The sequence below is a fragment of the Nonomuraea sp. NPDC001636 genome, assembly GCF_040298265.1.
Taxonomy (GTDB): Bacteria; Actinomycetota; Actinomycetes; order Streptosporangiales; family Streptosporangiaceae; genus Nonomuraea.
This window is the reverse complement of sequence record NZ_JBEOZT010000007.1, coordinates 148,103-170,591: the sequence shown is the minus strand read 5'-3', so window position 1 is coordinate 170,591 and position 22,489 is coordinate 148,103. Positions and strand designations below refer to the sequence as shown.

Below are 22,489 nucleotides of genomic sequence, written 5' to 3'. Positions count from 1 at the left end.
TAGTAGCACCGTCAGTTTCGGAGGGTCAACGCCCAATTTGAAGGGGTTCGTGGGTGGTGCGCCGTCGAGCCGGGCGCTGGCATAATCTCTGCTTACAGAGGAGACCTACGTTAAGGACGGCGATGGCGGATCTACGCGGCGGCGACCTGTCACGGCTGCGACAGCTCAACTCGCTGACCGCCATCCGGGCGTTGCGCCGGGCCGGCCCGCTCACCCTGTCGGCGCTGGCCGAGCGCACCGGGTTGTCGCGGCCGTCCATGAAGGAGGTCGCCGGCGAGCTGATGGACCTGGGCTGGGTGGAGGAGGTGCCGCCGAGCCCCGGCTCGATGGGCCGGCCGGCCCGCCGCTACCGCTTCCGCGCCGACAGCGGCTACCTGGTCGGCGTCGACGTGGGCGGCCACAACATCCGCGCCGCCCTGTCCGACCTCGACGGCGAGATCCTGGCCGAGACCCGCCAGCCGGTGCTGCCGGACGCGCCGCTGGAGGAGCGCCTGGCCGCGATCGAGCGGGCCGTCTCCGGCTGCCTGTCGCTCGGCCGCGTCGCGGTGTCCGACCTGTGGACGATCGCCGTCGGCACCATCGGCATCATCGACATCGAGGGGCGGGTCATCTACTCGGCCGCCGTCCCGTCCTGGCGCGACCTCGACCTGGCGGGCCGGCTGCGCGAGATGTTCCCCTGCCAGGTGCTGATCGAGAACGACAGCCGCCTGGCCGCCATGGCCGAGACCCGGCGCGGCGTCGCCCAGGGCGCCAAGGACGTGGTGTTCCTGCACGTCGGCAGGCGCATGGGCGCCGGGCTGATCATCGGCGGCCGGGTCCACCGGGGGTTCGGGGCGGCGGCCGGGGAGATCTCCATGCTGCCCGAGGCCCGCTGGTTCGACGCGCCCGAGCACCTCAACTCGTGCGCGGCCGTCCCCGGGGGCACGCCGCCGGAGGACGCGGCGGGCTACACGCTGGCCGCCGCCAGGAACGGCGACCCGGTGGCGCTGGAGGCGGTCGGGCGCTTTCTCGACGACCTGGCCGTGGGCGCGGCCGCCATGGTGCTGGTCCTCGATCCGCAGGTCGTGGTGCTGGGCGGCGGGTTCTCCAGGTCGGCGGACGTGCTGCTCGGGCCGCTGCGCGAACGGCTGGAGCGGCGGTGCATGCGCATGCCGGAGGTGCGGGCGTCCACGCTGGGCGACGAGTGCGTGGTGGCGGGCGCGATCGACTACGCCGTCGACCACCTCGACGAGCAGCTCTTCACCCCCGAGAGCGGGCCGCTGCCCCTCACCCGCTGACCGCTGTTCGCAGGTTTTCTGCAATCGGTTGTTGCAGAAATAACCACGCAACCAGGCACAACGCTCGAATCGTTTGCAGTTTTACCTGGACGTATTGACCTTTCTTCGGCACGAAGCCACTGTTACTGCAACCGGTTGGCAAGGCTCGCGCGGCACCCCCTTCCACTCCTCCATCGAAACGGAGCTGGACGTGCGTAAGAACCAACCCTTGGCGACGAGACTGGCGGTCGTGCTGACCACCGGCCTGCTCACCGCCGGCGGCCTGGTCGCCGTGCTGAACACGCCCGCGTCGGCGGCCCCGGCCGGCGGGAACTACACGCTGGTCAACGGCGGCAGCGGCCTGTGCGCCACCGTGCCGGGGCAGAGCACCGGCGACGGCGTGCAACTCGCGCAGAACGCCTGCGCCGAGGCCGCCGGGCAGGTCTTCACCCTCACCGCCGCCGGGAGCGGCTTCCAGGTCAAGGCCGCCCACAGCGGGAAGTGCGCCGGCGTCCGCGACGCCTCCACCAGCGCGGGCAAGCCCGTGCAGCAGGAGACCTGTACGGGCGCCGCCTCCCAGACCTGGCAGCTCACCGCCGCCGGCGACGCGTACCGGATCGTCAACGCGGGCGGCGGCAAGTGCCTCAACGTCAAGGACGACTCCACCGCGCCGGGCGCGCTGCTGCAGCAGAACTCCTGCGACTCGGCCGCCACCAAGCAGTGGACCCTGAAGCCGGTCGGCGGCGGACCGACCACCAGTCCCACCCCGACGCCCACCGTCACGCCCACTGTCACGCCAACCGTCCCGCCGCCCACCGGCGCGCTGTACGTCTCCCCGACCGGCAGGGACGGCGCGACCGGCACCCAGTCCGACCCGACGACGCTCACCTCCGCCATCACCCGCGTCGCCCCGGGCGGCACGATCTACCTGCGCGGCGGCACGTACGCCTTCAGCCAGACGGTCACCATCGCCCCCGGCAACGACGGCACCGCCGCGGCCCGCAAGAAGTTGTCGGCCTACCCCGGCGAGACGCCGGTGCTGAACTTCGCGGCCCAGAGCGAGGACCCGGCCAACCGCGGGCTCGCCGTCAACGGCTCGTACTGGCACCTGTACGGCATCACCGTCGAGCGCGCCGGCGACAACGGCATCTTCGTCGGCGGCAGCGGCAACATCATCGAACGGTCGGTGACCCGGTACAACCGCGACACCGGGCTGCAGCTCTCCCGGATCGCCTCCGACACGCCGCAGAGCCGGTGGCCGTCCGGCAACCTCGTCCTGAGCACGGTCTCGCACGACAACGCCGACTCCGACGGCGAGGACGCCGACGGCTTCGCCGCCAAGCTGACCGTCGGCCCCGGCAACGTCTTCCGGTACGCGGTGTCCCGCAACAACATCGACGACGGCTGGGACCTGTACACCAAGACCGAGACCGGCCCGATCGGCCCGGTCACCGTCGAGGACTCCCTGGCCTACGGCAACGGCACGCTCAGCGACGGCAGCCAGGCCGGCAACGGCGACCGCAACGGCTACAAGCTGGGCGGCGAGGACATCAAGGTCGACCACGTCGTGCGGCGCAACATCGCCTACCGCAACGGCAAGCACGGCTTCACCTACAACCGCAACCTCGGCTCGATGTCGATCAGCGGGAACGTCTCCATCGACAACGCCGAGCGCAACTTCTCCTTCGACGGCGGCACCTCGGTGTTCCGCGACAACACCTCGTGCCGCTCCGGCAGCGGCGCCAACGACAAGATCGTCGGCTCCGCGGACGCGTCCAACCAGTTCTGGTCCGGCTCGAACGGCTCCCGCTGCTCGGCCTACGGCGGCGCCCTGAACTGGTCCTTCGCCGCGGACGGCCGCCTGGTGGTGACCTTCGGCGGCGTCCCGGTCGTCCCGGCGGGCTGACCGGCGACCGCTGAGGCCCGGGACCCGCGCCGGGGTCCCGGGCCTTCGCCGCGCCGGTGGGGTAAACGAGGCGGAAGTGGAAAAGGTGGCCTTGTGAGGGCCTCCCGGTGAGGCCGCTGCGTCCCGTACGAAGAAAGAGCAGACGCCATGCCGTCTTCTGCCCTGCACCGTTCCATCCAGGTCGCCGAGCCCGGCGGCGCCATGGCCCAGGCCCCGGCGCGGACCCGCGAACCGGGCCCCGGCCAGGTGCGCATCACCGTCGAGGCGTGCGGGGTGTGCCACTCCGACGCGCTGATCATCGCCGGCGCGCTCCCGGGCACCGCCTTCCCCGTCACGCCGGGGCACGAGATCGCCGGACGTGTCGACGCGCTCGGCGACGGCGTCGCGGGCTGGTCCGTGGGCGACCGGGTGGCGGTCGGCTGGTACGGCGGGAGCTGCGGCCACTGCGACGCCTGCCGGGAGGGCGACGGCGTGCTCTGCCCCGGGCTCCAGGTGCCGGGCGCCGCCTACCCGGGCGGGTTCGCCGACTCGGTCGTGGCGCCGGCCGTCGCCCTGGCCGCGATCCCCGACGAGCTGACCGCGGTGCAGGCGGCGCCTCTGGCCTGCGCGGGCGTGACCGTGTTCAACGCGCTGCGGCGCAGCTCGGCGCGGCCGGGCGACACCGTCGCGATCCTCGGGCTGGGCGGCCTCGGCCACCTGGGCGTGCAGTTCGCCGCGCGGATGGGGTTCGACACGGTCGCGATCGCGCGCGGGAGCGACAAGGAGCCGCTGGCCCGCGAGCTCGGCGCGGCCCACTACATCGACGGCGCCGCCAGGCGGGCCGCCGACGCGCTGCTGGCGCTGGGCGGCGCCAAGGTGGTGCTGGCGACGGTGACCAGCGCGGCGGCGATGTCCGGCACGATCGACGGGCTGGGCCGGCGCGGCGAGCTCGTCACCGTCGGCATCGACACCGACCCGCTCACCGTCACGCCGCTGCAGCTCGTCGGCGGCGCCCGCCGGGTCTACGGGCACGCCTCCGGCATCGCCGTGGACACCCAGGACACCATGAGGTTCGCCGCGCGGAGCGGCGTGCGGGCCTGGACGGAGGAGGTGCCGCTGGAGGAGGCCGCGACGGCGTACCAGCGGATGATGTCCGGGCAGGCCCGCTTCCGCATGGTCCTGACCACCGGCAACTGAGGGGGGCGGCCATGACCGAGTCCTACGACCCGCGCCGCACGGCGGTGCTGCTGGTCGATCCGTACAACGACTTCATCTCCGAGGGCGGCAAGGTGTGGCCGCGGCTCGGGCCGGTGGCGCAGGCGATCGGCCTGCTGGACAACCTGCGGGCGGTGATCGCCGCGGCCCGCGCGGCCGGCGTGCGGGTGGTGTTCGTCCCGCACCGCCGCTGGGAGCCGGGCGACTACGAGAGCTGGGCCCATCCGAACCCGACCCAGCACGGCATCCAGGAGCGGCACACCTTCGCCCGCGGCTCGTGGGGCGGGGAGTTCCATCGCGACCTCCAGCCGGAGGAGGGCGACGTCGTCGCCGCCGAGCACTGGGCGCAGAGCGGGTTCGCCAACACCGACCTGGACCTCCAGCTGCGGCAGCGCGGCGTGACGCACGTGGTGGCCGTGGGCGTGCTGGCCAACACGTGCGTCGAGTCCACCGGGCGGTTCGCCATGGAGCTGGGCTACCACGTGACGCTGGTGCGCGACGCGACCGCCGCGTACCTGCCGGAGATGTTGCACGCCGCGCACGAGCTCAACGGCCCCACCTTCGCCCACGCCATCCTGACCACGGAGAAACTTCTCGCGGCCTTCTCACGGGGCTGACCGGGCCGGGCCGGGGCTCGGGCGGGCGGGGCGGGTGGCCGTCCAGTAGGACCGGGCCATCCCGGCGGCCAGGCCGGCCACGACGAGCCCGATGATCCCGTGGTACCAGCGCCAGCCGACGCCGAGGCCGACGAACCCGTCGAGGATCATGATGCCCGCGCCCCCGCCGAGCGCCGCCAGCATCACCGCCAGCACGGCGAGCATCGCGGCCCGCGGCACCCGGCGGCCCGCGGCGGTGACGGTGGCCACGGCGACACAGGCCCCCAGCACCCCGGAGGCCGCCGCGATCCCCTGCGCGAGTGACGGGTCCAGGAAGTAGCCCGCGGCCTCGGCCGCAGGCACGGGCGGCCCACTGGGGAATCCGAGCCTGCCCTGGACGGCGAAGGCGGCCTTGCCCGCCGCGTACCCGAGCATCAGCGCCGCCAGCCCGTACGCCGGCCAGCGCCGCGGGCGATGAGAGTCGACCATGCCCGCAACGTTAGGGACCGCCCGGCGCCCGTCCCTCCCCACTGCGCGCGAACCTCCTCCCCCGTCAGAGGGATCCTGCCCGCCTTCTGCGTCGGCGAGGGGTCCGCAATTCGGTGGCCGGAATTCATGCCATTCTTCTTCCGGAAATTCGGGGCTATCGTTTCGCCAACTCATGGATTCAATGTCCGGACATATCCGTTTCCGGCGTTAATTCATTCCTATGGAGGTGGCTTCATGCCCGCAAGGCTGTGGAGAATCGCGGGCGCGCTCGCGCTCACCGTCCCGCTCACCGTCCCGCTCACCGTGGCCGCACCGGCCATGGCGAGCGCGGCGGACCCGCCGTCGGTGGTGATCGACTCCGCCGAGCCCGCCCCCGGCCTCATCCGGCTGACCGGCCGTTTCACCACCGCCTACGACGTGTCCGTCGTGGTGGACGGCGAGCGCGTGGACCGCGCCGAGGTCACCGACCCCGACGCCGACGACAGCGGAACCTGGTCCTACGACCTCGACACCCGCGCCCTGGACGGCGAGATCGAGGTCTACGCCAAGGCCACGGCCGCCGACACCCGCTACGGCGCCTGGTCACCGCCGCTGACCCTGCACGTGGACAACCCGCAGGCCAGGGCCCCGCGCGTGACGATCGCCGAGCCCGCCGACGGGGCCCGGCTCACCCGTCCCACGCCGGTCCGGGTGGACGTGGCCGGCGCGGACGTGCGCACGGTGCGGGTCCGCGTCAACGGCGGCCCCTGGCAGCCCGCCGCCGGCGCGCGAGGACGCTACGTCGCGCTGCTGAACCCCGCCAGGTACGGCGACGTGATGGCGAGCCTGGAGGCCGAGGCGGTGGACGCGCGCGGCCACGTGTCCAGGTCGTCCACCACGTACGTGGCGCTCGGCGCGGCGCGCGGGCAGGCCCCGGTGCCGCACCGGCAGGACCGGGCGATGTGGATCTGGGAGAAGGCGTCCTACAACCTGGTGCTCAACCCGGGGTCACGCCGCCTGCTGGAGACCGTCCTGCCCGCCGGATCGACGCTCTACCTGGGCGTGGACACCTACGCCGGGCGCGACATGATCGAGGACGTCCGTCCCGGGCTGCGTGACCTGGTGGCCTGGGCGCACGGCCGGGGCATGAAGGTGCACGCCACCGTCGCCGGCGGGACGCGGCCGCCGTACCTGGGGGCGCTGTCCCGCTACCGCGAGCGGGCCGTCGGGGAGATGGAACGGGTGCTCGACTACAACCTGTCCGCCAAGCCGGCGGAGCGGTTCGACGGGATCAACGTCGACATCGAGCCGTACAGCCTGCCCTGGTTCACCAGCGGCAAGCCCGACGTGCAGATCCAGTGGCTGGACACGCTGCGCGCGATGATCGCCCGCCGGGACGCCTCCGGGCAGCCGCTGCTGTTCGGCCCGGCCGTGCCGCGCTGGCTGGACACCTCCGCCTGCTGCACCGGCATCACCTACGGCGGGACCACCCGCACCCTGGCCGAGCACGTCCAGGACCTCAGCGACTACATCGCGATCATGGACTACCGCGACCAGGCGGACGGCGGCGCCGGCATCATCGCGCAGGCGGCCGGCGAGCTGGCCTACGCCGAGCGGATCGGCAAGCCGCTGTCGGTGGTGGTCGGCGTGGAGACGCTGGACATCGCGACCAGCGGCGACCCCTCCAGCATCACCTTCCGCGAGGAGGGCAGGGACGTGCTGGAGGCCGAGCTGGCCAAGGTCTCCCAGGCGTTCGCGGGCAGCCCGGCCTTCGCCGGGATCGCGCTGCACCACTACGACTCCTACCGGGAGCTGCCCACGGTCTGGGGGCCCTCGGCCAGGTGGCCCGAGCCGCCCGCCGACTCCGGGCCGCCCACGGGCGTGGCCTCGCCGCCGCGGGCCGTGGCGTTCGGCCACGCCACGGTGGACCTGACGTACGGGCGGGCGCGCGACGACACCGAGGTCGCCCACTACGAGGTGCACCGCTCGACCGAGGCGGGCTTCACCCCCGGCCCCGGCACGCTCGCCGGCAAGGCCCGCGGCCTCACCCACACCGACACCGGCCTGCTGCCCGCCACCACCTACCACTACCGGGTCGTGCCGGTGGACGTGGCCGGTCACCACGGCCCGCCCTCCGCCCCGGTCACCGTGACGACCGGCGCGAGCGGCCTGCGGCCCATGGTCGTGCAGTCGATGGCGGTGACGGTGGAGGGCGGCGCGGCCCGCGTCCGGCTGCGCGTGGTGGACCTGGAGAGCGGGCAGCCGGTGGCCGCCACGGTGCGCGGGCGGTTCACCTTCTCCGCCGGCCGCTACGTGACGGTGACCGCGGGCGCCGACGGCTGGGCCACCGCGACGTCGGAGGCGCTGAAGCAGCCGACCGGCGAGGTGGGCTTCGCCGGTCACCGCCTGACCGCCGCGGGCCACTACTGGGCCGGCGCCTACGACCGCGACAAGGACGTCACGGCCCGCTGGTGACCTCCAAAGGGAGGGAATTCATTCCTAATATACGGCAAATAACGGAGTGAATTTAGGGTTGACATTACTTCGGAATGGCGAGAAGAATCCCGTTATGGAGCCACCTGAAGGAATGAATTCCCTCCCCAGGGGAAGGCGATTCCGCACCCTCGCGGCGCGCCTGCGGCAGGAGATCGTGCAGGGCCGCTGGCCGGTCGGCGGCCGGCTGCCGACCGAGTCCGAGCTGGCGCAGACCTACTCGGTCGGGGTCAACACCGTGCGCCGCGCGGTCGACCTCCTGGTCGAGGAGGGGCTCGTCCGGCGCCGGCAGGGGTCGGGCACCTTCGTGACCAGCTCCGTCACCCCGGGGGCCAGGCCGCGTCTCATCGGCGCGCTCGTCCCGTCGAACACCTACTACTTCCCGCAGGTCGTGCAGGGCATCGAGCGGGCGGCCACCGCCGCCGGCGTGCAGCTCGTGCTGGCCTGCTCCAACTACGACCCCGACGTCGAGGCCGGGCAGATCCAGCAGCTCGTCGACGTCGGCGTGGCCGGGCTGCTGCTGGTGCCCAACCTGCACCTCGCCGCCGACCCCGACGCCCACCTGGCCCGCCTGCGCGGGCTGCCCGTGCCGTACGTCCTGGTGGAACGCCGCCCGGCCGCCCCCCGCCCGGCCGACCCGACCTCCTACGTCTGCACCGACGTGCACGGCGGCGGCTACGCGGCGGTGCAGCACCTGAGCGGGCTCGGCCGGAGCCGGATCGGCTACCTCGGCCGCATCGGCACCGCCAGCTCCGAGCAGGTCTTCGCGGGATACCGTCAGGCCGTCGCCGACCTCGGGCTTCCGGAGATCCCGGAGGCCGTGGCCAGGCAGCCCGTCTGGACCGGCCCCGACATGCTGGCCTACGCCAACACGCTGGTCGCCGAGAAGGTGCGCGCGGTGGTGTGCCTCGGCGACCGCGAGGCCACCGCCCTGCTGCCCTACCTGCGCCGGGTCGGCCTGACCGTGCCCGACGACATCGCCGTCGTCGCCTACGACGACGAGGTCGCCGACCTGTCGGAGGTGCCGCTCACCGCGGTCTCGCCGCCCAAGGCCGAGGTCGGCCGGATGGCGACCGAACTGCTGCTGCGCCGGATCGAACTCGGCCCCGCCGCCCCGGTCTGCCGGGTCGTGCTGCAGCCCCGCCTGGCCGTCCGCGCCTCCTGCGGAGCCGCCTCCGGCAGCCTGGTCGAGGTCCGCGTCCCGACGTGACGGCGGCGTCCCCCCACCCCCCTTCCCCCCTCTTCGTTCCTGTTGGAGGACCCAATGAGAGTGCGCGTGCTCGCCGCTGCCGCGGCGGCCGTCCTCACCGTGGCCGGCACGGCGTCGTGCGGCGGCCCGGCCGACGACTCCGGGGCGGTCACCCTGAAGCTCGGCTTCTACGCCGCCGCGGGCGATTCGGCCGACACGACCATGCGGGAGCTGGTCAAGGAGTTCACGGCCGCCAACCCGTCGATCAAGGTGCAGCTGGAGGTCGCGCCGTACGTCAAGTTCTTCGAACGGCTCCGCACCCAGATCGCCGGCAACCAGGCGCCCCAGGTGTGGCTGTCGGACGGCGTGCTCGTGCAGGAGTTCGCCGCCCGCGGCGCGCTCGCCGACCTGAGCGACCGGGTCAAGACCGTCAACGCCGCCGACTACTCCGGCATCGAGCTGAACCGCGACGCCCAGGGCAAGCTCTTCGGCTTCCCGCAGGGCGCCCAGACCCCGGTGCTCTACTACAACAAGAAGATGTTCGCCGAGGCCAAGGTCGCCGAGCCCACCGCCGACTGGACCTACGACGACCTGGCCGCGGCGGCCAAGAAGCTCACCAAGGACACCAACGGCGACGGCAAGCCCGACGTCTACGGCTTCCGCGCGTACTCGCCGGGCTTCACCGAGAGCTGGTGGCCCATCGTCAAGGCGTTCGGCGGCGACGTCGTCACCGACGGGGGCCGCAAGGTCGTCATCGACAGCCCGCAGTCCACGGCCGGCCTCGACTGGATGCTGCGCGCCATGGGCAAGGACGGCTTCGCCCCCGACTACGTCACCACCGAGGCCATGGGCAAGGGCGTCGTGCACACGCTGTTCGCCACCAGCCGGGTCGCCATGTCGTACGGCATCTACGCCCGCACGCTGCCCGCCACGACCGCGGGCGTCGACTTCGGCGTGGCGCCGCTGCCGAAGGGGCCGGCCGGCCGCGGCAACGTCGCGATCGTCAACTCGTGGGTGGTCGGCAAGGGCGCCTCCCCCGCGCAGGCCGACGCCGCGTGGAAGTGGATCACCTTCTTCGCCGGCGAGGGCCCGCAGCGCAAGTGGGCCAAGCTCGGCGAGGCGATCCCGATCAACAAGAAGGTCGCCACCACCGCCCTGCCCGCCGACCGCGGCCCGGTCTTCCTGGAGTCACTGGAGGCGGCCACCGACCTCGGCACCAACGCCGTCTGGTCGGAGTACACCGAGGCCCTGGCCAAGCGCATGAACGAGGCGCTGTCGGGCGCCACGCCGGTCGCCACCGCGCTGCAGGCCGGGCAGAAGGAGGCCCAGGAGGTCATCGACCGCTTCTACGCCGGGAAGACGCAGTGACGGTGCTCACCAGGCGTACCGAGAGGGCGTCCGCCGAGCGGCGGCCGCCCGCCCGGAAGCGGCACGCGGGGGAGCGGATCTGGGCCTTCGCGTTCGCCTCGCCCTACCTGCTGCACCTGGTCGCGCTGGCCGCCTGGCCGCTGCTGGCCTCGCTGTTCTTCAGCATGACCGAGTACGACCTGATGTCGCCGCCGAGGTTCGTCGGGTTCGGCAACTTCACCCGCCTCTTCGAGGACCCGACGTTCTGGCGCACGCTCGGCAACACGGCGTACTTCGCGGTGCTGTTCGTGCCCACCCAGACGGCCCTGGCGCTGGCCCTGGCGGTCGCGCTCAACCAGCGGCTGCGCGGCATGGCCCTGTTCCGCGCGGCCTACTTCGTGCCGGTCGTCTCCTCGTGGGTGGTCGTCGCCTACGTCGCCGACGCGGTCTTCAACCCGCAGACCGGCATCGCCAACCAGGTGCTCGGCTTCCTCGGGCTGCCGGCCGAGAACTGGTTGCAGGATCCGGCGCTGGTGATCCCCACGCTGGCGGCGGTCGCGGTGTGGAAGGGCGTCGGCTACATGACGGTGCTCTTCCTGGCGGGCCTGCAGGCCATCCCCGAGGAGCGCTACGAGGCCGCCAAGATCGACGGCGCGTCGGCCTGGAACCGGTTCCGCTACATCACCCTGCCGGGCATCTCCGGCACCACGTTCCTGGTGCTGGTGCTCACCTCCATCGAGACGCTGCAGTCGTTCGAGCAGGTCTTCGTGATGACCGAGGGCGGGCCGCACGGCGCGAGCGAGCTGACCGTGCTCTACCTCTACCGCCAGGGTTTCGAGTTCTTCCAGATGGGCTACGCCTCGGCCATCGCGTGGGTGCTGTTCGTGCTGGTGCTCGCGCTCACCCTGGTGCAGTTCCGGCTCCAGCGCAGGTGGGTGCACTATGCGTAAGACCGTCTCATACGTCCTGGTCCTCGCGGGCGCCGCGGTCATGCTGCTGCCCTTCGTCGCCGCGCTGGGGAACTCGCTCAAGAGCTTCACCCAGTACTTCCAGGTCCCGCCCGAGTGGATCCCCGACCCCGTCCATTGGGACAACTACGCCGAGGTGTGGCGGCGCACCCCGTTCGGGCTCTACCTGGTCAACAGTGTCGTGATCGCGGTGCTCGCGGTGGCCGGGAACGTGCTGACCAGCGCCATGGTCGGGCACGCGCTGGCCAGGATGCGGCTGCCGGGCAAGCAGGCGCTGCTGACGATGGCCCTGGGCACGATGATGTTGCCGACCGTCATCACGATCGTCCCGAACTTCCTGTTGTTCCGCTCGCTGGGCTGGCTGGACTCGATGCTGCCGCTCATCGTGCCGTACTGGCTGGCCACGCCGATCGGGATCTTCCTGATGCGGCAGACGTTCCTCGGCATCCCCAAGGACTTCGAGGAGGCGGCCGGCCTCGACGGCGCCAACCCCTGGCAGGTGTTCTGGCGCATCCACCTGCCGCTGGCCAAGCCCGCCCTGGCCACGCTCGCGGTCTTCACCTTCACCACGTCGTGGAAGGCCGTGCTGGAGCCCACGATCTACCTCACCTCGCCGGAGAACTACACGCTGCCGGTCGGCGTGCTGAGCCTGAAGGGGCAGTTCGTCGGCAACGACCAGCTGGTGACGGCCGCGGCGATGATGAGCCTGCTGCCGATGCTGGTGGTGTTCGTGCTGGCCCAGCGTTACTTCGTCCGCGGAACCATGTCCGCGGGTCTCAAGGGCTGACCAGAGCCCATTCCCGATCCGGAAAGGAAATCGTGACCACAACATCCGGGCTGCGCCTGGGCGTCATCGGCGCGGGCACCATCGCGGAGTTCCACGTGGCCGCCGCCCGCCAGAGCGCCGGGCAGGTGAAGGTCGCCGCGGTGTGCGACGTCCGGGCCGAGGCGGCCGAGAAGCTGGCCGCCGAGGCCGGCGCCCGCGTCTTCACCGACCACCGGGCGATGCTCGACGCCGGCGGCCTCGACGCGGTCGTGATCACCGTGCCGCACGCGCTGCACGCCCCGATCACCCTCGACGCCGCCGCGGCCGGGCTGCACGTGCTCGTGGAGAAGCCGATCGCCACCACCCGCGAGGACGCCGTCCGCATGATCGAGGCGTGCCGGGCGGCCGGCGTCGTGTTCGCCGTCGGGCACGTGCTGCGCTTCGTCCCGATGCTGCGCGCGGCGGCCGGGTTCCTCGCCTCGGGCGAGCTCGGCCAGGTCGTGGTGGCCGCCGAGCGGCGCACCGCCGACTACGCCGACCCGACGCGCCCCCGCTGGTTCCTCGACGCCGACATGGCCGGCGGCGGCATCGTGCTCAACGTCGGCACGCACAGCATCGACAAGCTCCAGATGCTGGTCGGCTCGCCGATCGCGGAGGTCACCGCGCACGTCGCCGGGCCGGCCGGCGGGTCGGTGGAGACCGAGGCGGTCGCCCTGGCCCGGCACGCCGACGGCACCCGTTCGACGATCTCGGTCACCGGCACCGGCCTGCCGTTCACCGACGAGGCGGAGATCGTGTGCGGCGAGGGCGCGCTGCGCATCAGCCGCGGCGAGGGCGTCTGGTCCTTCCGGGGCGGCGTCGCCACGCAGGTCGCCGCGCCCGGCATCGGCGAGATGGCCACCGCGTTCGCCGCGCAGCTCGCCGACTTCGCGCGGGCCTGCGCGAGCCGGACCGCCCCCGAGGTCACCGCCGAGTACGCCCTGTCGGTCCTCGACGTCGCCCTGGCCGTCTACGAGTCCGCCCGCCTGGGCTCCACCGTCACAGTGAAGGGACAGTCATGAACCCGCTCGCGTTCAGCACGCTCGGCATGCCGGGCGCACCGGCCGAGGAGGTCGTCGCCACCGCCGCCCGGTACGGCTGCGCCGCCGTCGAGCTGCGCTGCGCCGAAGGTGAGATCGTCGCGCCGGACACCCCCGACGCCGAGCTGCGCTCGATCGCCCGGACGTTCGCCGCCGCCGGGATCGGGATCGTCGCCGTGTGCTCCTACACCCGCGTGGCCCGGCCGGACGGCGACCCGGTGGCCGAGGTGCTGCGCCACGTCGAGATCGCCGAAGCGCTCGGCTCGCCGTACGTGCGGGTCTTCGGCGGGGTCGAAGGGCAGGACGACCCGGCCGCCGCCGCGACTCGGAGGCTCGCGGACGTGGCCGGTCGGCTGCCGGACAACGGCGTGGACGTGCTGCTGGAGACGCACGACGTGTTCCTGACCGGCCAGGCGGTCGCCGATGTGCTGGCCGGGGTCGGCTCGCCGCGCGTCGGCGCGCTGTGGGACGTGGTCAACCCGTGGCGGGCCGGCGAGAGCGCCGCGGCCACCGCGGACGCACTGGGCCCGTACCTGCGGCACGTGCAGATCAAGGACGCGGCCTCGCCCGCCGACCTCGCGCCGGTGCTGCCGGGCAAGGGCGCGGTGGGCGTGCCGGGCGTGCTGGCCGAGCTGGACCGGATCGGCTACGCCGGCTTCCTGGCGCTGGAGTGGGAACGCGCCTGGTACCCCGACGCCGCACCCGTCGGCGAGGCCCTGGCCGCCTTCCGAACGGTGCTGGGACGATGATCCCCCTGGCCGCCTCGGCACGTCGGGGCGAGGGAACGTTCCAGCCCGGCGTGCGCGCGCCGGTGCGCGGGCCGCACGCCGCCCTGGCCAGGGAGCTGCTCGGACCGGCCACCGGCGGCGACGCCCCCGGCGAGATCGAGCTGCGCCTGGTGCCGGACCCGTCGCTCGGCGCGGAGGGCTACACCCTCGACGTCACCCCGGAGCGGGCGGTGATCGCCGCGGCGGACGTCGCCGGGCTGCGCTGGGGCGTGCAGACGTTGCGCCAGCTCGACGGCCCCGGCGGCGTGCCCTGCGGGACGGTGCGCGACGTGCCCAGGTACGCCTGGCGCGGCGTGATGATCGACGTCGCCCGCTGGTGGCGTCCGATGTCCTTCCTGCGCTCGTACGTCGACCTGCTGGCGTTGCACAAGTTCAACGTGCTGCACCTGCACCTGACCGACGACCAGGGCTGGCGGTTCGAGGTGCGCGCGCACCCGCGGCTGACCGAGGCCGGGGCCCGCCGCGCCGAGTCGCCGGCCGGGCACGCCCGCGAGGGCCGGTTCGACGGCGTCCCGCACGGCGGCTTCTACACCCAGCGGGAGCTGCGCGACCTGGTCGCCTACGCGGCGGCGCGCGGCGTGAGCGTGGTCCCCGAGATCGAGTTCCCCGGCCACTCGCAGGCCGCCATCGCCGCCTGCCCGTGGCTGGGCCACCCCTCCGGGACGCCCGTCCGGGTGCGGACGTCGTGGGGCATCTCCTCCCACGTGCTCAACGTGGGCGAGCGGGCCGCCGGGTTCGCCCGCGACGTGCTGGACGAGCTGTGCGAGGTGTTCCCGTCCCGGTACGTGCACATCGGCGGGGACGAGGTGCGCGCCGGCGAGTGGGCGGCCGACCCCGAGGCCGCGCGGCGGGTCGCCGAGGCCGGGCTCGACGGGCCGCGGGCCCTGCTCGGCTGGTGGGGCCGGCTGCTGGCCGGGCACCTGCGCGGACTCGGCCGCCGCGCGGTGGCCTGGGACGACATGCTCGACCACGACCCGCCCGAGGACATGGTGATCATGGCCTGGCGGGGCGTGGACCGGATCGAGGCGGCCCTGCGCGCCGGGCACGACGTGGTCGCCGCGCCGCACACGCACACCTACCTCGACTACGCCGAGTCCGACGCGCCGGGCGAGCCGGTCAGCATCTCCGGGCCGCTCCCCCTGGAGACGGTCTACGGGTACGACGCCGGCGACTCCGTGCTCGGCCTGCAGGCCCAGCTGTGGGGTGAGTACCTGCCCACCAGGGAACGCTTCGACTACAACGCCTTCCCGCGCCTGTGCGCCGTGGCCGAGGCCGCCTGGTCGGCGGGCCGCGACCTGGGCGGCTTCACCCGGCGGCTGGCCGATCACCTTCCCCTGCTGGACCGGATGGGCGTGGCCTACCGGCGACCCGAAGGAGCCGCGCATGTTCACCTCTGAGCGGGAGCTGGAGGACCGGCTGGCCACCCCGTCGGCCGCGCTGGCCGCCGACGTCGCCGGGCTCGACGGCGATCTCGTCGTGCTCGGCGCGGGCGGCAAGATGGGGCCGAGCCTGGTCCGGCTGGCCCGGCGGGCCCTGGAGGCGGCGGGCCGCGGCTCGGCCCGCGTGTACGCCGTGTCCCGCTGGTCGGACGGCCGGGCGGCGCGGGCGCTGGCCGACGAGGGCGTCGAGGTGGTCGCCGCCGACCTGATGTCCGGCGGCGACCTGGCCGGGCTGCCCGACGCGGCCAACGTCGTGTTCATGGCGGGCGCCAAGTTCGGCACGTCGGCGGCGCCGTACCAGGCGTGGGCGGTCAACGCGGCGCTGCCGGCCGCCGTGGCCAGGCGCTACCGCGACTCCGCGATCGCGGTGTTCTCCACCGGCAACGTGTACCCGCTGGTGGACGTGGCCGGCGGCGGCAGCGCCGAGGAGGACCGTCCGGACCCGGTGGGCGAGTACGCGATGAGCTGCCTGGGCCGGGAACGCGTCTTCGAGCACGCCGCCGCGGCCTACGGCACCAGGGTCGCGATCCTGCGCCTGAACTACGCGGTGGACCTGCGCTACGGCGTGCTGGCCGACCTCGCGGCCACCGTGGCGGCGGGCCAGCCGGTGGACCTCACCACCGGGCACGTCAACGTCGTCTGGCAGGGGTACGCGAACGAGGTGGCGCTGCGGTCGTTGCGCCACGCGCGCGCCCCGGAGGCGTTCACCCTGAACCTGACCGGCCCGGAGACCGCCTCGGTGCGGCGCACGGCGGCCCGGCTGGCCGCCGCGATGGGGACGAGGGCGTCCTTCACCGGCGGCGAGAGCGGCACCGCGCTGCTCAGCGACGCCTCGCGCTGCCACGGCCTGTTCGGCTACCCGGACGTGCCGCTGGACACCCTGATCGCCTGGCAGGCCGGCTGGCTGTCGCGCGGGCTGCCCCTGTCGGGCAAGCCGACCAAGTTCGCGGTACGCGACGGGAGGTTCTGACATGTCGATCGGCCTGCTGCGGGAGGGGACGGTCATCCCCGCCCACCCATTGGCGCTGACCGGCGGGCGCACCCTGGACGAGCGCCGCCAGCGCGCGCTCACCCGCTACTACCTGGCCTCGGGGGCGGGCGGCGCGGCCGTGGCGGTGCACACGACGCAGTTCGAGATCCGCCGGGCCGGGCTGCTGCGGCCGGTGCTGGAGCTGGCCGCCGAGGTCGTGGCGAAGGAGGCGGAGCGGCCGTTCGTCATGGTCGCGGGCGCGTGCGGCGAGACCGCCCAGGCCGTGGCGGAGGCCGAGCTCGCCGCCGCGCTGGGCTACCACGCCGTGCTGCTGTCGCCCCAGGTGCCCGGCGCGGGCGAGCCGGAGCTGCTGGCGCGGGCCAGGGCGGTGGGCGAGGTGCTGCCGGTGATCGGCTTCTACCTCCAGGAGGCGGTGGGCGGGCGCCGGCTCGGCCCGTCGTTCTGGCGGTCGCTGAGCGAGCAGGAGTCGGTGGTGGCGATCAAGATGGCGCCCTTCGACCGGTATCGCACGCTCGACGTGGTCAGGGCGGTGGCGGCGTCCGGGCGCGGCGACGACATCGCGCTCTACACCGGCAACGACGACAACATCCTGGCCGACCTGCTCGCCCCCGTCGCGGGCCGCCGGATCGTCGGCGGGCTGCTCGGCCAGTGGGCGGTGTGGACGCGGGCGGCGGTGCTCGTGTTCGACGAGGTGCGCCGGGCGTGGGCGGGGGACGACGAGGTGCTGCGTTCCCTGCTGGCCCGCGCCGGCGACCTCACCGACGCCAACGGCGCGGTGTTCGACGTGGCGGGCGGGTTCCGCGGCTGCATCGCCGGGGTGCACGAGGTGCTGCGCCGCCAGGGCCTGCTGGCCGGGACGTGGTGCCTGGACCCGGACGAGGGCCTGTCACCGGGGCAGGCCGAGGAGATCGCGCGGGTGAGCGCGGCCTACCCGTGGCTGGTGGACGACGACTTCGTCGCCGCGCACCTGGACGACTGGCTGCGCTGAGCCGGGAGCCGGGGCCGGGACGCGCGTCCCGGCCCCGGCTTCTTCGTTCGTCAGACGGCCCAGTGGGCCGTGGACAGGGCGCGGACGGCGTTCTCGTCCACCTCGACGCCGAGGCCGGGGCCGGTGGGCACCAGGGCCGCCCCGTCCGAGACCTCCACCGTCGGGCCGCCGACGTACGCCGAGTGCACGAACTGGCGGCCGTTGAGGTCGACCGGGGTGTCCACGCCGAAGGCCGCGAACAGGTGCAGCGAGGCGGCGAACCCCAGGTCGGTGTCCGTCAGCCCCGAGCCCATGATGCGCAGCCCGGCGTCCTCGGCCAGCTGGCACAGCCGGCGCGACAACGTCAGCCCGCCCGACCGCTGCACCTTGGCGATGGCGATGTCCACGGCGTCGAGCTTGACGAACGTGGCCAGGTCGGAGGGGTGGCGCAGGCTCTCGTCGAGCGCGACCGGGAGCGGGCTGTGGTCGCGCAGGCGGCGCAGCCCGGTGACGTCGTTGGCGGGCAGCGGCTGCTCGAACGCCGTGACGTCCAGGTCGGCCAGCCGGCGGGCCATGCGCAGCGCGCCGTCCACGGTGTAGGCCTGGTTGGCGTCCACCCACAGCGGGGCGTCGGGGGCCGCCTCCCTGACGGCGGCCACGACGGACAGGTCCGTCGCCTCGTCGTGCAGGCCGACCTTGACCTTGAACGCGCGGTAGCCCTCCGCCCGTCCTTCCTCGACCGCCTGCCGTACCTCGCCGGGCGTCTGGCCGGCCACGATCCAGCCGAGCGTGATCCGGTCGCGGCGGCGCTGGCCCCACAGCACGCCGACGGGCACGCCGAGGGCCCGGCCGAGCAGGTCGTGCAGGGCGATGTCGAGCGCGGACTTGGCGATGGGCGACCCGATCGTCAGCCCGCGGTTGATCACCTTCTCGTACGCCGCGCAGGCGCCGTCCAGGTCCCAGGCGGGGCGGCCGAGGAGGGCGGGGGCCAGGTAGCCGGCGATCGTCGTCGAGATCGACTCCACGGTCTCGTACGTCCAGGCGGGCGTCGGCGTGGCCTCGCCCCAGCCGGTCACCCCGCCGGCCGTCACCTTGACGAGAACCCGCTCGGCGGGCTTCCCCTCGGTGGTGACGTTTCCCCCTGAAATGCTGAACGAACGGATGGACGGCAATTCCACGACGAATATCTCAATACGCTCGACGACCAGCGATTTCATCATTCTCCAATGAGCAGGAATTCATGCTTACCCGAGCATTTAAGCCTCCCGAATCTAGCACGCCGGAATTGATTTCAGAATCAACGGCAGGAATTCATCCGGCCCTTTCGCCGGGGCCTCCTGGCTCCGGACGGTCACGGGTCGGTGCCCTGGGAGGCGACGTGGTCCTCGTCGAAGATGTCCCCCGCCGAGATCACGATCCGCGGGTCGGGCACGCCGACGACCTCGTCGTCCTTGTCGTCGTAGTCGAAGAGGCTGAGCACGTGGCGCATGGCCTCCAGCCGGGCGCGTTTCTTGTCGTTGCTCTTGATGACGGTCCAGGGCGCCGACTCGGTGTCGGTGTGCAGGAACATGTCCTCCTTGGCCTGGGTGTAGTCGTCCCATCTGCGGAGGGAGGCCAGGTCCATCGGCGACAACTTCCACTGCCGCACCGGGTCCACCTGACGGATGATGAACCGGGTGCGCTGCTCGGCCCGCGACACCGAGAACCAGAGCTTGACCAGGTGCAGCCCCGAGTCCACCAGCAGGTCCTCCAGGCGGGGCACCTGCTCCATGAACTCCAGGTACTCGTGCACGTCGCAGAAGCCCATGACCCGCTCGACGCCCGCCCGGTTGTACCAGGAGCGGTCGAACAGCACGATCTCCCCGTTGGCCGGCAGGTGGGCGATGTAGCGCTGGAAGTACCACTGGCCGCGCTCGCGTTCGCTCGGCTTCTCCAGCGCGACCACCGTGGCGCCGCGCGGGTTGAGGTGCTCCATGAAGCGCTTGATCGTGCCGCCCTTGCCGGCCGCGTCGCGCCCCTCGAACAGCACCACCAGCCGTCTGCCGGTGGCCTTGATCCAGTACTGCAGCTTGAGCAGCTCGATCTGCAGCAGCCGCTTGTCCCGCTCGTAGATCTCCCTGGACAGGCGCTCGTCGTAGGGGTAGTGCTGCCGCCAGGTGTCCACCGGCTGCCCGTCGGCGCGCATCAGCACCGGATCGTCGTCGTCGCCGTCGTCCACCCACAACCCGGGAGTGGTGTCGAGCAGTTCGCTGTGCTCCGCGGCCGCCAGGGGGGCGAGGACCACGGGCTGCTCGTCGCCTGGACCGGTCATGCGGCCCGCGACCGGATGTTCGCGTTCATGGCGTCCTCTCTTCACCGGATGCGGCCGGCTAATCGTGCCGGCGGGCCCCATTCCGGGAATTCCCGCGGGTCGTTCAGCTCGTCGCTCCCAGCCGGCCGCGTACCTGGGCGAGCAGGTCGTGCGGCAGGGGGGCGTAGCCGTACAGGGCCAGGTAGGACTGGCCGGCGTCGCCGGCGGCGTAGCCGAGGAAGGCGCGCGCCAGCGGGTCCGCCCGGCCCGCGCAGATGATCTCGTACGTGACCTGCACGATCGGGTAGGCGCCGGGAACCGGCCGCCTGTGGTCGAACGTCAGCACCAGCCCGCGCTCGCCGCTCTCGACCGTGGCGCCCTGCAGGGCCTTGCTGGCGGTCTCCGGCGACAGCGCGACGAACTCCCCGGCGGCGTTGCGCACGGCCGCGGTGCTCAGGCGGGCGCTGCCGGCGAAGCCGTACTCGACGTAGCCGATGGAGTCCCCGGTGTGCTGGAGGACCTGGGTCATGCCGCTGGAGCTGGTGACGCCCTGGCCGGCGCCGGTCCACGTCCTGGACGGCTGGTGCGGCCAGCCGCCGGTCGCCCGCAGGAACTCGGTGAGGTTGTGGGTGGTGCCGGACTGGCCGGAGCGGTGGAAGACGTGGATGCGGGTGCCCGGAAGGCGTCGGCCGGGGTTGTCGGCGGCGATCTCGCGGGCGTTCCACCTGGTGAGGCGCCCGGTGAAGATGCCGGTCAGGGTCGCCGGGGAGAGCCGCAGGCCGGGCACCGAGGGCAGGTTGTAGGCCACCGCGACCGGGGCGACCACCATCGGCAGGTGCTCGGCCCGGCCGCCGCAGTGCCGGTCGGCCCGCGCCTGCTCCTCCGGGGTCATCGGCACGTCCGAGCCGGCGAACGCGCTGCGTCCCGCGATGAAGTCCTCGATGCCGCGGTCGGATCCGTTGGCCTCGTAGACGACGCGCAGTTCGGGGTGGACGCGCTGGAACTCGGCGGTCCAGGCGTCCATGGCCCCCTTCTGCGCGGTCGAGCCCGAGCCGTGCAGCCACGCGACCACCGGCTCGGGAGCGGCGCCGTCCTCGCTGCTCATGCTCAGGAACACGGCCCCGGCCGCGGCGGCGGCCCCGCCGGCCAGAACGAGCACGGTGACCAGGACCGACTTGGCCGTCCATGTCAGCCTTGCCATTGCACAAGGCTATGAACAGGACGCGTCCGGACCCGTCATCCCGGGGTCAAGCCCTCGGACACGAAGGGTTACCTTGTCGCCAAGCCGTCCGGCGTCCCGTCGGCCGCGGCGGCCAGGAGGCGGGCCAGCTCGACCGGCCGGGTGAACATGGGCCAGTGGCCCGAGTCGAGGTCGACGAGGTCGAGGTGCTTGACCCGGGCCAGCTCAGGGGACTCCCCGCCGTCGATCCACTCCCGTGCCTGCGCGGGGCTGAACTCGGGGCACACGACGACGGCCGGCACCTCGAAGCGCCGCTCGTCCGTCAGCCGCACCACGCCCTTGGCCACTCCCTCGGGGACGGGGACCGCGGCGGCGGCGAACCTCCGCCTGGCCTCCTCGTCGAGGTCGGCCGCGTCCGGCCCCTCGAACGGCTCCCATCCGGGGAACGGCACGACGCCGTCCGCGGCCTCGAAGAAGTCGGCGTAGGCGGCGCCGTCGGCGGCGGGGAAACCGCCGATGAAGGCGACCTTGCCCACCTTGTCCGGCCGCGCGTCGGCGGCCAGCCAGGCCAGCGTGCAGGCCGCGGAATGGCCGGCCACCAGGGGCCTGCCGTCGGCCGCGGCCACGGCGGCGAGCACCGCCGCCACCTGGTCGGCGAGCGTGGCGGTGGCGTTCCCGTCCCCCTGGCCGGGGAGGGCGACCGGCACGGGACGGTGGCCGAGCGCCTCGATCGCGGGCGTCACCTCGTCCCAGGCGGACGCGTCGAGCCAGAGGCCGCCGATGAGCAGGATGTCCATGTCAGTCTTCTTTCTCCAGTGCGTTCAGGTCGCGTTCCGCGTAGAGCCGGTGTTCCCATTCCTCGTGCAGGACGATGTGCAGGCACTCCTTGAGGGGGAAGCCGGCCAGCCGCGGCCAGCCGGGCTCGTCGCGGGTGACGTGTGAGGCGAGCAGCTCGGGCGTGAGCGAGGCGACGACCCGGCCGACCATCGCCCGGCGGTCGCGGCGGACGGCGAGCACCTCCGCCAGCGGCGGCCGGGCCGCCCGGTCCCACGGGACGCCGTCCCAGCCGGGCGCCTCGTCCCATGGCAGGTCGAGCGGGTGCCACGGCGAGGGGTCGCCCACGATCATCCGGCCGACCCAGGCGGCCGAGGCGAAGTTGAGGTGCCGCAGCGTCTGGACGAAGGACCATTCGCCGTCGACGCCCCGGTGCAGCGCGGCCTCGGGGAACGTCGCGGCGCGGGCGAGGGTGCCCGCCCACAGCCGGTCCAGGATCGCCCATGCCTCGCGGAAGCCTTCGGGGTCGTCGGGGCGCATCCGGGCGCGCTCGGGCATGCGGCGGTTCAGCTCGGCCTCGACGAGGGGGGCGATGTCCACGCCGTTCACCACGACGTTCCGCAGCTCGCCGCTGATCTCGACGTCTGCGAGCTCGGCGCCGCGCACCCGCACGCCGGACAGGTCGGCCGCGCGCACGCGGACGTCGCGCACGCGCAGCCGGGTGAACGTGGCCCGCCGCACGCTCACGTCCTCGACGTGCGGGTCTTCCCGGGAGTCGGTCATGACGCCACACGGTAG

The 22,489-nt window shown here is 73.2% G+C and carries 20 protein-coding genes; 14 read left to right on the top strand and 6 right to left on the bottom strand.

Annotated features, from left to right (window positions below; genetic code table 11):
• Nucleotides 1-122 precede the first annotated feature (122 nt).
• The 4 genes from ABT158_RS16560 to ABT158_RS16545 all read left to right on the top strand — a co-directional run bounded on the left by ABT158_RS16560 (nucleotide 123) and on the right by ABT158_RS16545 (nucleotide 4,973).
• Nucleotides 123-1,277 (top strand): ROK family transcriptional regulator, encoded by a 1,155-nt coding sequence (locus tag ABT158_RS16560; protein ID WP_352353986.1) that lies wholly within the window; start codon nucleotides 123-125, stop codon nucleotides 1,275-1,277.
• 208 nt (nucleotides 1,278-1,485) lie between these two features.
• The gene (locus ABT158_RS16555; RefSeq protein WP_352353984.1) at nucleotides 1,486-3,162 is read left to right on the top strand and encodes an RICIN domain-containing protein; all 1,677 of its coding nucleotides are present in this window, start codon (nucleotides 1,486-1,488) and stop codon (nucleotides 3,160-3,162) included.
• Nucleotides 3,163-3,309: 147 nt separating this feature from the next.
• Nucleotides 3,310-4,338 (top strand): alcohol dehydrogenase catalytic domain-containing protein, encoded by a 1,029-nt coding sequence (locus tag ABT158_RS16550; RefSeq protein WP_352353982.1) that lies wholly within the window; start codon nucleotides 3,310-3,312, stop codon nucleotides 4,336-4,338.
• 11 nt (nucleotides 4,339-4,349) lie between these two features.
• Nucleotides 4,350-4,973 carry a cysteine hydrolase family protein gene (locus ABT158_RS16545; RefSeq protein WP_352353980.1) on the top strand — a complete coding sequence of 208 codons (624 nt, stop codon included), beginning with the start codon at nucleotides 4,350-4,352 and terminating at the stop codon, nucleotides 4,971-4,973.
• Here ABT158_RS16545 and ABT158_RS16540 read toward each other — a convergent pair.
• Nucleotides 4,962-5,441 carry a hypothetical protein gene (locus tag ABT158_RS16540; protein WP_352353978.1) on the bottom strand — a complete coding sequence of 160 codons (480 nt, stop codon included), beginning with the start codon at nucleotides 5,439-5,441 and terminating at the stop codon, nucleotides 4,962-4,964. The genes ABT158_RS16545 and ABT158_RS16540 overlap by 12 nt on opposite strands.
• Nucleotides 5,442-5,675: 234 nt before the next feature.
• Here ABT158_RS16540 and ABT158_RS16535 point away from each other — a divergent pair, with 234 nt between their 5' ends.
• From ABT158_RS16535 to ABT158_RS16490, 10 genes are all read left to right on the top strand, one after another.
• Nucleotides 5,676-7,895 (top strand): hypothetical protein, encoded by a 2,220-nt coding sequence (locus ABT158_RS16535; protein WP_352353976.1) that lies wholly within the window; start codon nucleotides 5,676-5,678, stop codon nucleotides 7,893-7,895.
• 112 nt (nucleotides 7,896-8,007) lie between these two features.
• The gene (locus ABT158_RS16530; RefSeq protein WP_352353974.1) at nucleotides 8,008-9,123 is read left to right on the top strand and encodes a GntR family transcriptional regulator; all 1,116 of its coding nucleotides are present in this window, start codon (nucleotides 8,008-8,010) and stop codon (nucleotides 9,121-9,123) included.
• 54 nt (nucleotides 9,124-9,177) lie between these two features.
• Entirely contained in the window at nucleotides 9,178-10,470 is a 1,293-nt protein-coding gene (locus ABT158_RS16525) for an extracellular solute-binding protein (protein ID WP_352353972.1), read from the top strand.
• Nucleotides 10,467-11,399 carry a carbohydrate ABC transporter permease gene (locus tag ABT158_RS16520; RefSeq protein ID WP_352353970.1) on the top strand — a complete coding sequence of 311 codons (933 nt, stop codon included), beginning with the start codon at nucleotides 10,467-10,469 and terminating at the stop codon, nucleotides 11,397-11,399. The genes ABT158_RS16525 and ABT158_RS16520 overlap by 4 nt, the downstream gene beginning before the upstream one ends.
• Entirely contained in the window at nucleotides 11,392-12,204 is an 813-nt protein-coding gene (locus ABT158_RS16515; protein WP_352353968.1) for a carbohydrate ABC transporter permease, read from the top strand. The genes ABT158_RS16520 and ABT158_RS16515 overlap by 8 nt, the downstream gene beginning before the upstream one ends.
• 32 nt (nucleotides 12,205-12,236) lie before the next feature.
• Entirely contained in the window at nucleotides 12,237-13,244 is a 1,008-nt protein-coding gene (locus ABT158_RS16510; RefSeq protein WP_352353967.1) for a Gfo/Idh/MocA family protein, read from the top strand.
• Complete coding sequence (locus tag ABT158_RS16505) at nucleotides 13,241-14,011, top strand: sugar phosphate isomerase/epimerase family protein (RefSeq protein WP_352353965.1); 771 nt, start codon at nucleotides 13,241-13,243, stop codon at nucleotides 14,009-14,011. The genes ABT158_RS16510 and ABT158_RS16505 overlap by 4 nt, the downstream gene beginning before the upstream one ends.
• A complete protein-coding gene (locus ABT158_RS16500) occupies nucleotides 14,008-15,447 on the top strand; it encodes a beta-N-acetylhexosaminidase (RefSeq protein ID WP_352353963.1) in 1,440 nt (479 codons plus the stop codon). Before ABT158_RS16505 ends, ABT158_RS16500 begins: the two co-directional genes overlap by 4 nt.
• A complete protein-coding gene (locus ABT158_RS16495; protein WP_352353961.1) occupies nucleotides 15,434-16,459 on the top strand; it encodes an NAD-dependent epimerase/dehydratase family protein in 1,026 nt (341 codons plus the stop codon). The genes ABT158_RS16500 and ABT158_RS16495 overlap by 14 nt, the downstream gene beginning before the upstream one ends.
• A gap of 1 nt (nucleotide 16,460) precedes the next feature.
• Entirely contained in the window at nucleotides 16,461-17,468 is a 1,008-nt protein-coding gene (locus ABT158_RS16490) for a dihydrodipicolinate synthase family protein (protein WP_352353959.1), read from the top strand.
• Nucleotides 17,469-17,518: 50 nt separating this feature from the next.
• Here ABT158_RS16490 and ABT158_RS16485 read toward each other — a convergent pair whose 3' ends face one another.
• The 5 genes from ABT158_RS16485 to ABT158_RS16465 form a co-directional block, all read right to left on the bottom strand.
• Nucleotides 17,519-18,625 (bottom strand): mandelate racemase/muconate lactonizing enzyme family protein, encoded by a 1,107-nt coding sequence (locus ABT158_RS16485; protein ID WP_352353957.1) that lies wholly within the window; start codon nucleotides 18,623-18,625, stop codon nucleotides 17,519-17,521.
• Nucleotides 18,626-18,798: 173 nt separating this feature from the next.
• The gene (gene ppk2 / locus ABT158_RS16480) at nucleotides 18,799-19,758 is read right to left on the bottom strand and encodes a polyphosphate kinase 2 (RefSeq protein WP_352353955.1); all 960 of its coding nucleotides are present in this window, start codon (nucleotides 19,756-19,758) and stop codon (nucleotides 18,799-18,801) included.
• A gap of 103 nt (nucleotides 19,759-19,861) precedes the next feature.
• Nucleotides 19,862-20,938, bottom strand: a complete 1,077-nt coding sequence (pstS, locus tag ABT158_RS16475; RefSeq protein WP_352353953.1) for a phosphate ABC transporter substrate-binding protein PstS — start codon at nucleotides 20,936-20,938, stop codon at nucleotides 19,862-19,864.
• A 68-nt stretch (nucleotides 20,939-21,006) separates the two neighbouring features.
• On the bottom strand, nucleotides 21,007-21,714 hold the full coding sequence (locus tag ABT158_RS16470; protein ID WP_352353951.1) for an alpha/beta fold hydrolase: 708 nt from the start codon (nucleotides 21,712-21,714) through the stop codon (nucleotides 21,007-21,009).
• A gap of 1 nt (nucleotide 21,715) precedes the next feature.
• On the bottom strand, nucleotides 21,716-22,474 hold the full coding sequence (locus tag ABT158_RS16465) for a DinB family protein (RefSeq protein ID WP_352353949.1): 759 nt from the start codon (nucleotides 22,472-22,474) through the stop codon (nucleotides 21,716-21,718).
• Nucleotides 22,475-22,489: the final 15 nt, after the last annotated feature.

Bases quoted from the DNA above. Each gene is read 5' to 3' on its own strand.
- ABT158_RS16535 (WP_352353976.1), top strand. From the start codon at position 5,676: ATGCCCGCAAGGCTGTGGAGAATCGCGGGCGCGCTCGCGCTCACCGTC.
- ABT158_RS16540 (WP_352353978.1), bottom strand. From the start codon at position 5,441: ATGGTCGACTCTCATCGCCCGCGGCGCTGGCCGGCGTACGGGCTGGCG.
- ABT158_RS16490 (WP_352353959.1), top strand. From the start codon at position 16,461: ATGTCGATCGGCCTGCTGCGGGAGGGGACGGTCATCCCCGCCCACCCA.
- ppk2 (WP_352353955.1), bottom strand. From the start codon at position 19,758: ATGACCGGTCCAGGCGACGAGCAGCCCGTGGTCCTCGCCCCCCTGGCG.
- ABT158_RS16525 (WP_352353972.1), top strand. From the start codon at position 9,178: ATGAGAGTGCGCGTGCTCGCCGCTGCCGCGGCGGCCGTCCTCACCGTG.
- ABT158_RS16530 (WP_352353974.1), top strand. From the start codon at position 8,008: ATGAATTCCCTCCCCAGGGGAAGGCGATTCCGCACCCTCGCGGCGCGC.
- ABT158_RS16550 (WP_352353982.1), top strand. From the start codon at position 3,310: ATGCCGTCTTCTGCCCTGCACCGTTCCATCCAGGTCGCCGAGCCCGGC.
- ABT158_RS16495 (WP_352353961.1), top strand. From the start codon at position 15,434: ATGTTCACCTCTGAGCGGGAGCTGGAGGACCGGCTGGCCACCCCGTCG.
- ABT158_RS16465 (WP_352353949.1), bottom strand. From the start codon at position 22,474: ATGACCGACTCCCGGGAAGACCCGCACGTCGAGGACGTGAGCGTGCGG.
- ABT158_RS16505 (WP_352353965.1), top strand. From the start codon at position 13,241: ATGAACCCGCTCGCGTTCAGCACGCTCGGCATGCCGGGCGCACCGGCC.
- ABT158_RS16545 (WP_352353980.1), top strand. From the start codon at position 4,350: ATGACCGAGTCCTACGACCCGCGCCGCACGGCGGTGCTGCTGGTCGAT.
- ABT158_RS16500 (WP_352353963.1), top strand. From the start codon at position 14,008: ATGATCCCCCTGGCCGCCTCGGCACGTCGGGGCGAGGGAACGTTCCAG.
- pstS (WP_352353953.1), bottom strand. From the start codon at position 20,938: ATGGCAAGGCTGACATGGACGGCCAAGTCGGTCCTGGTCACCGTGCTC.
- ABT158_RS16515 (WP_352353968.1), top strand. From the start codon at position 11,392: ATGCGTAAGACCGTCTCATACGTCCTGGTCCTCGCGGGCGCCGCGGTC.
- ABT158_RS16470 (WP_352353951.1), bottom strand. From the start codon at position 21,714: ATGGACATCCTGCTCATCGGCGGCCTCTGGCTCGACGCGTCCGCCTGG.
- ABT158_RS16560 (WP_352353986.1), top strand. From the start codon at position 123: ATGGCGGATCTACGCGGCGGCGACCTGTCACGGCTGCGACAGCTCAAC.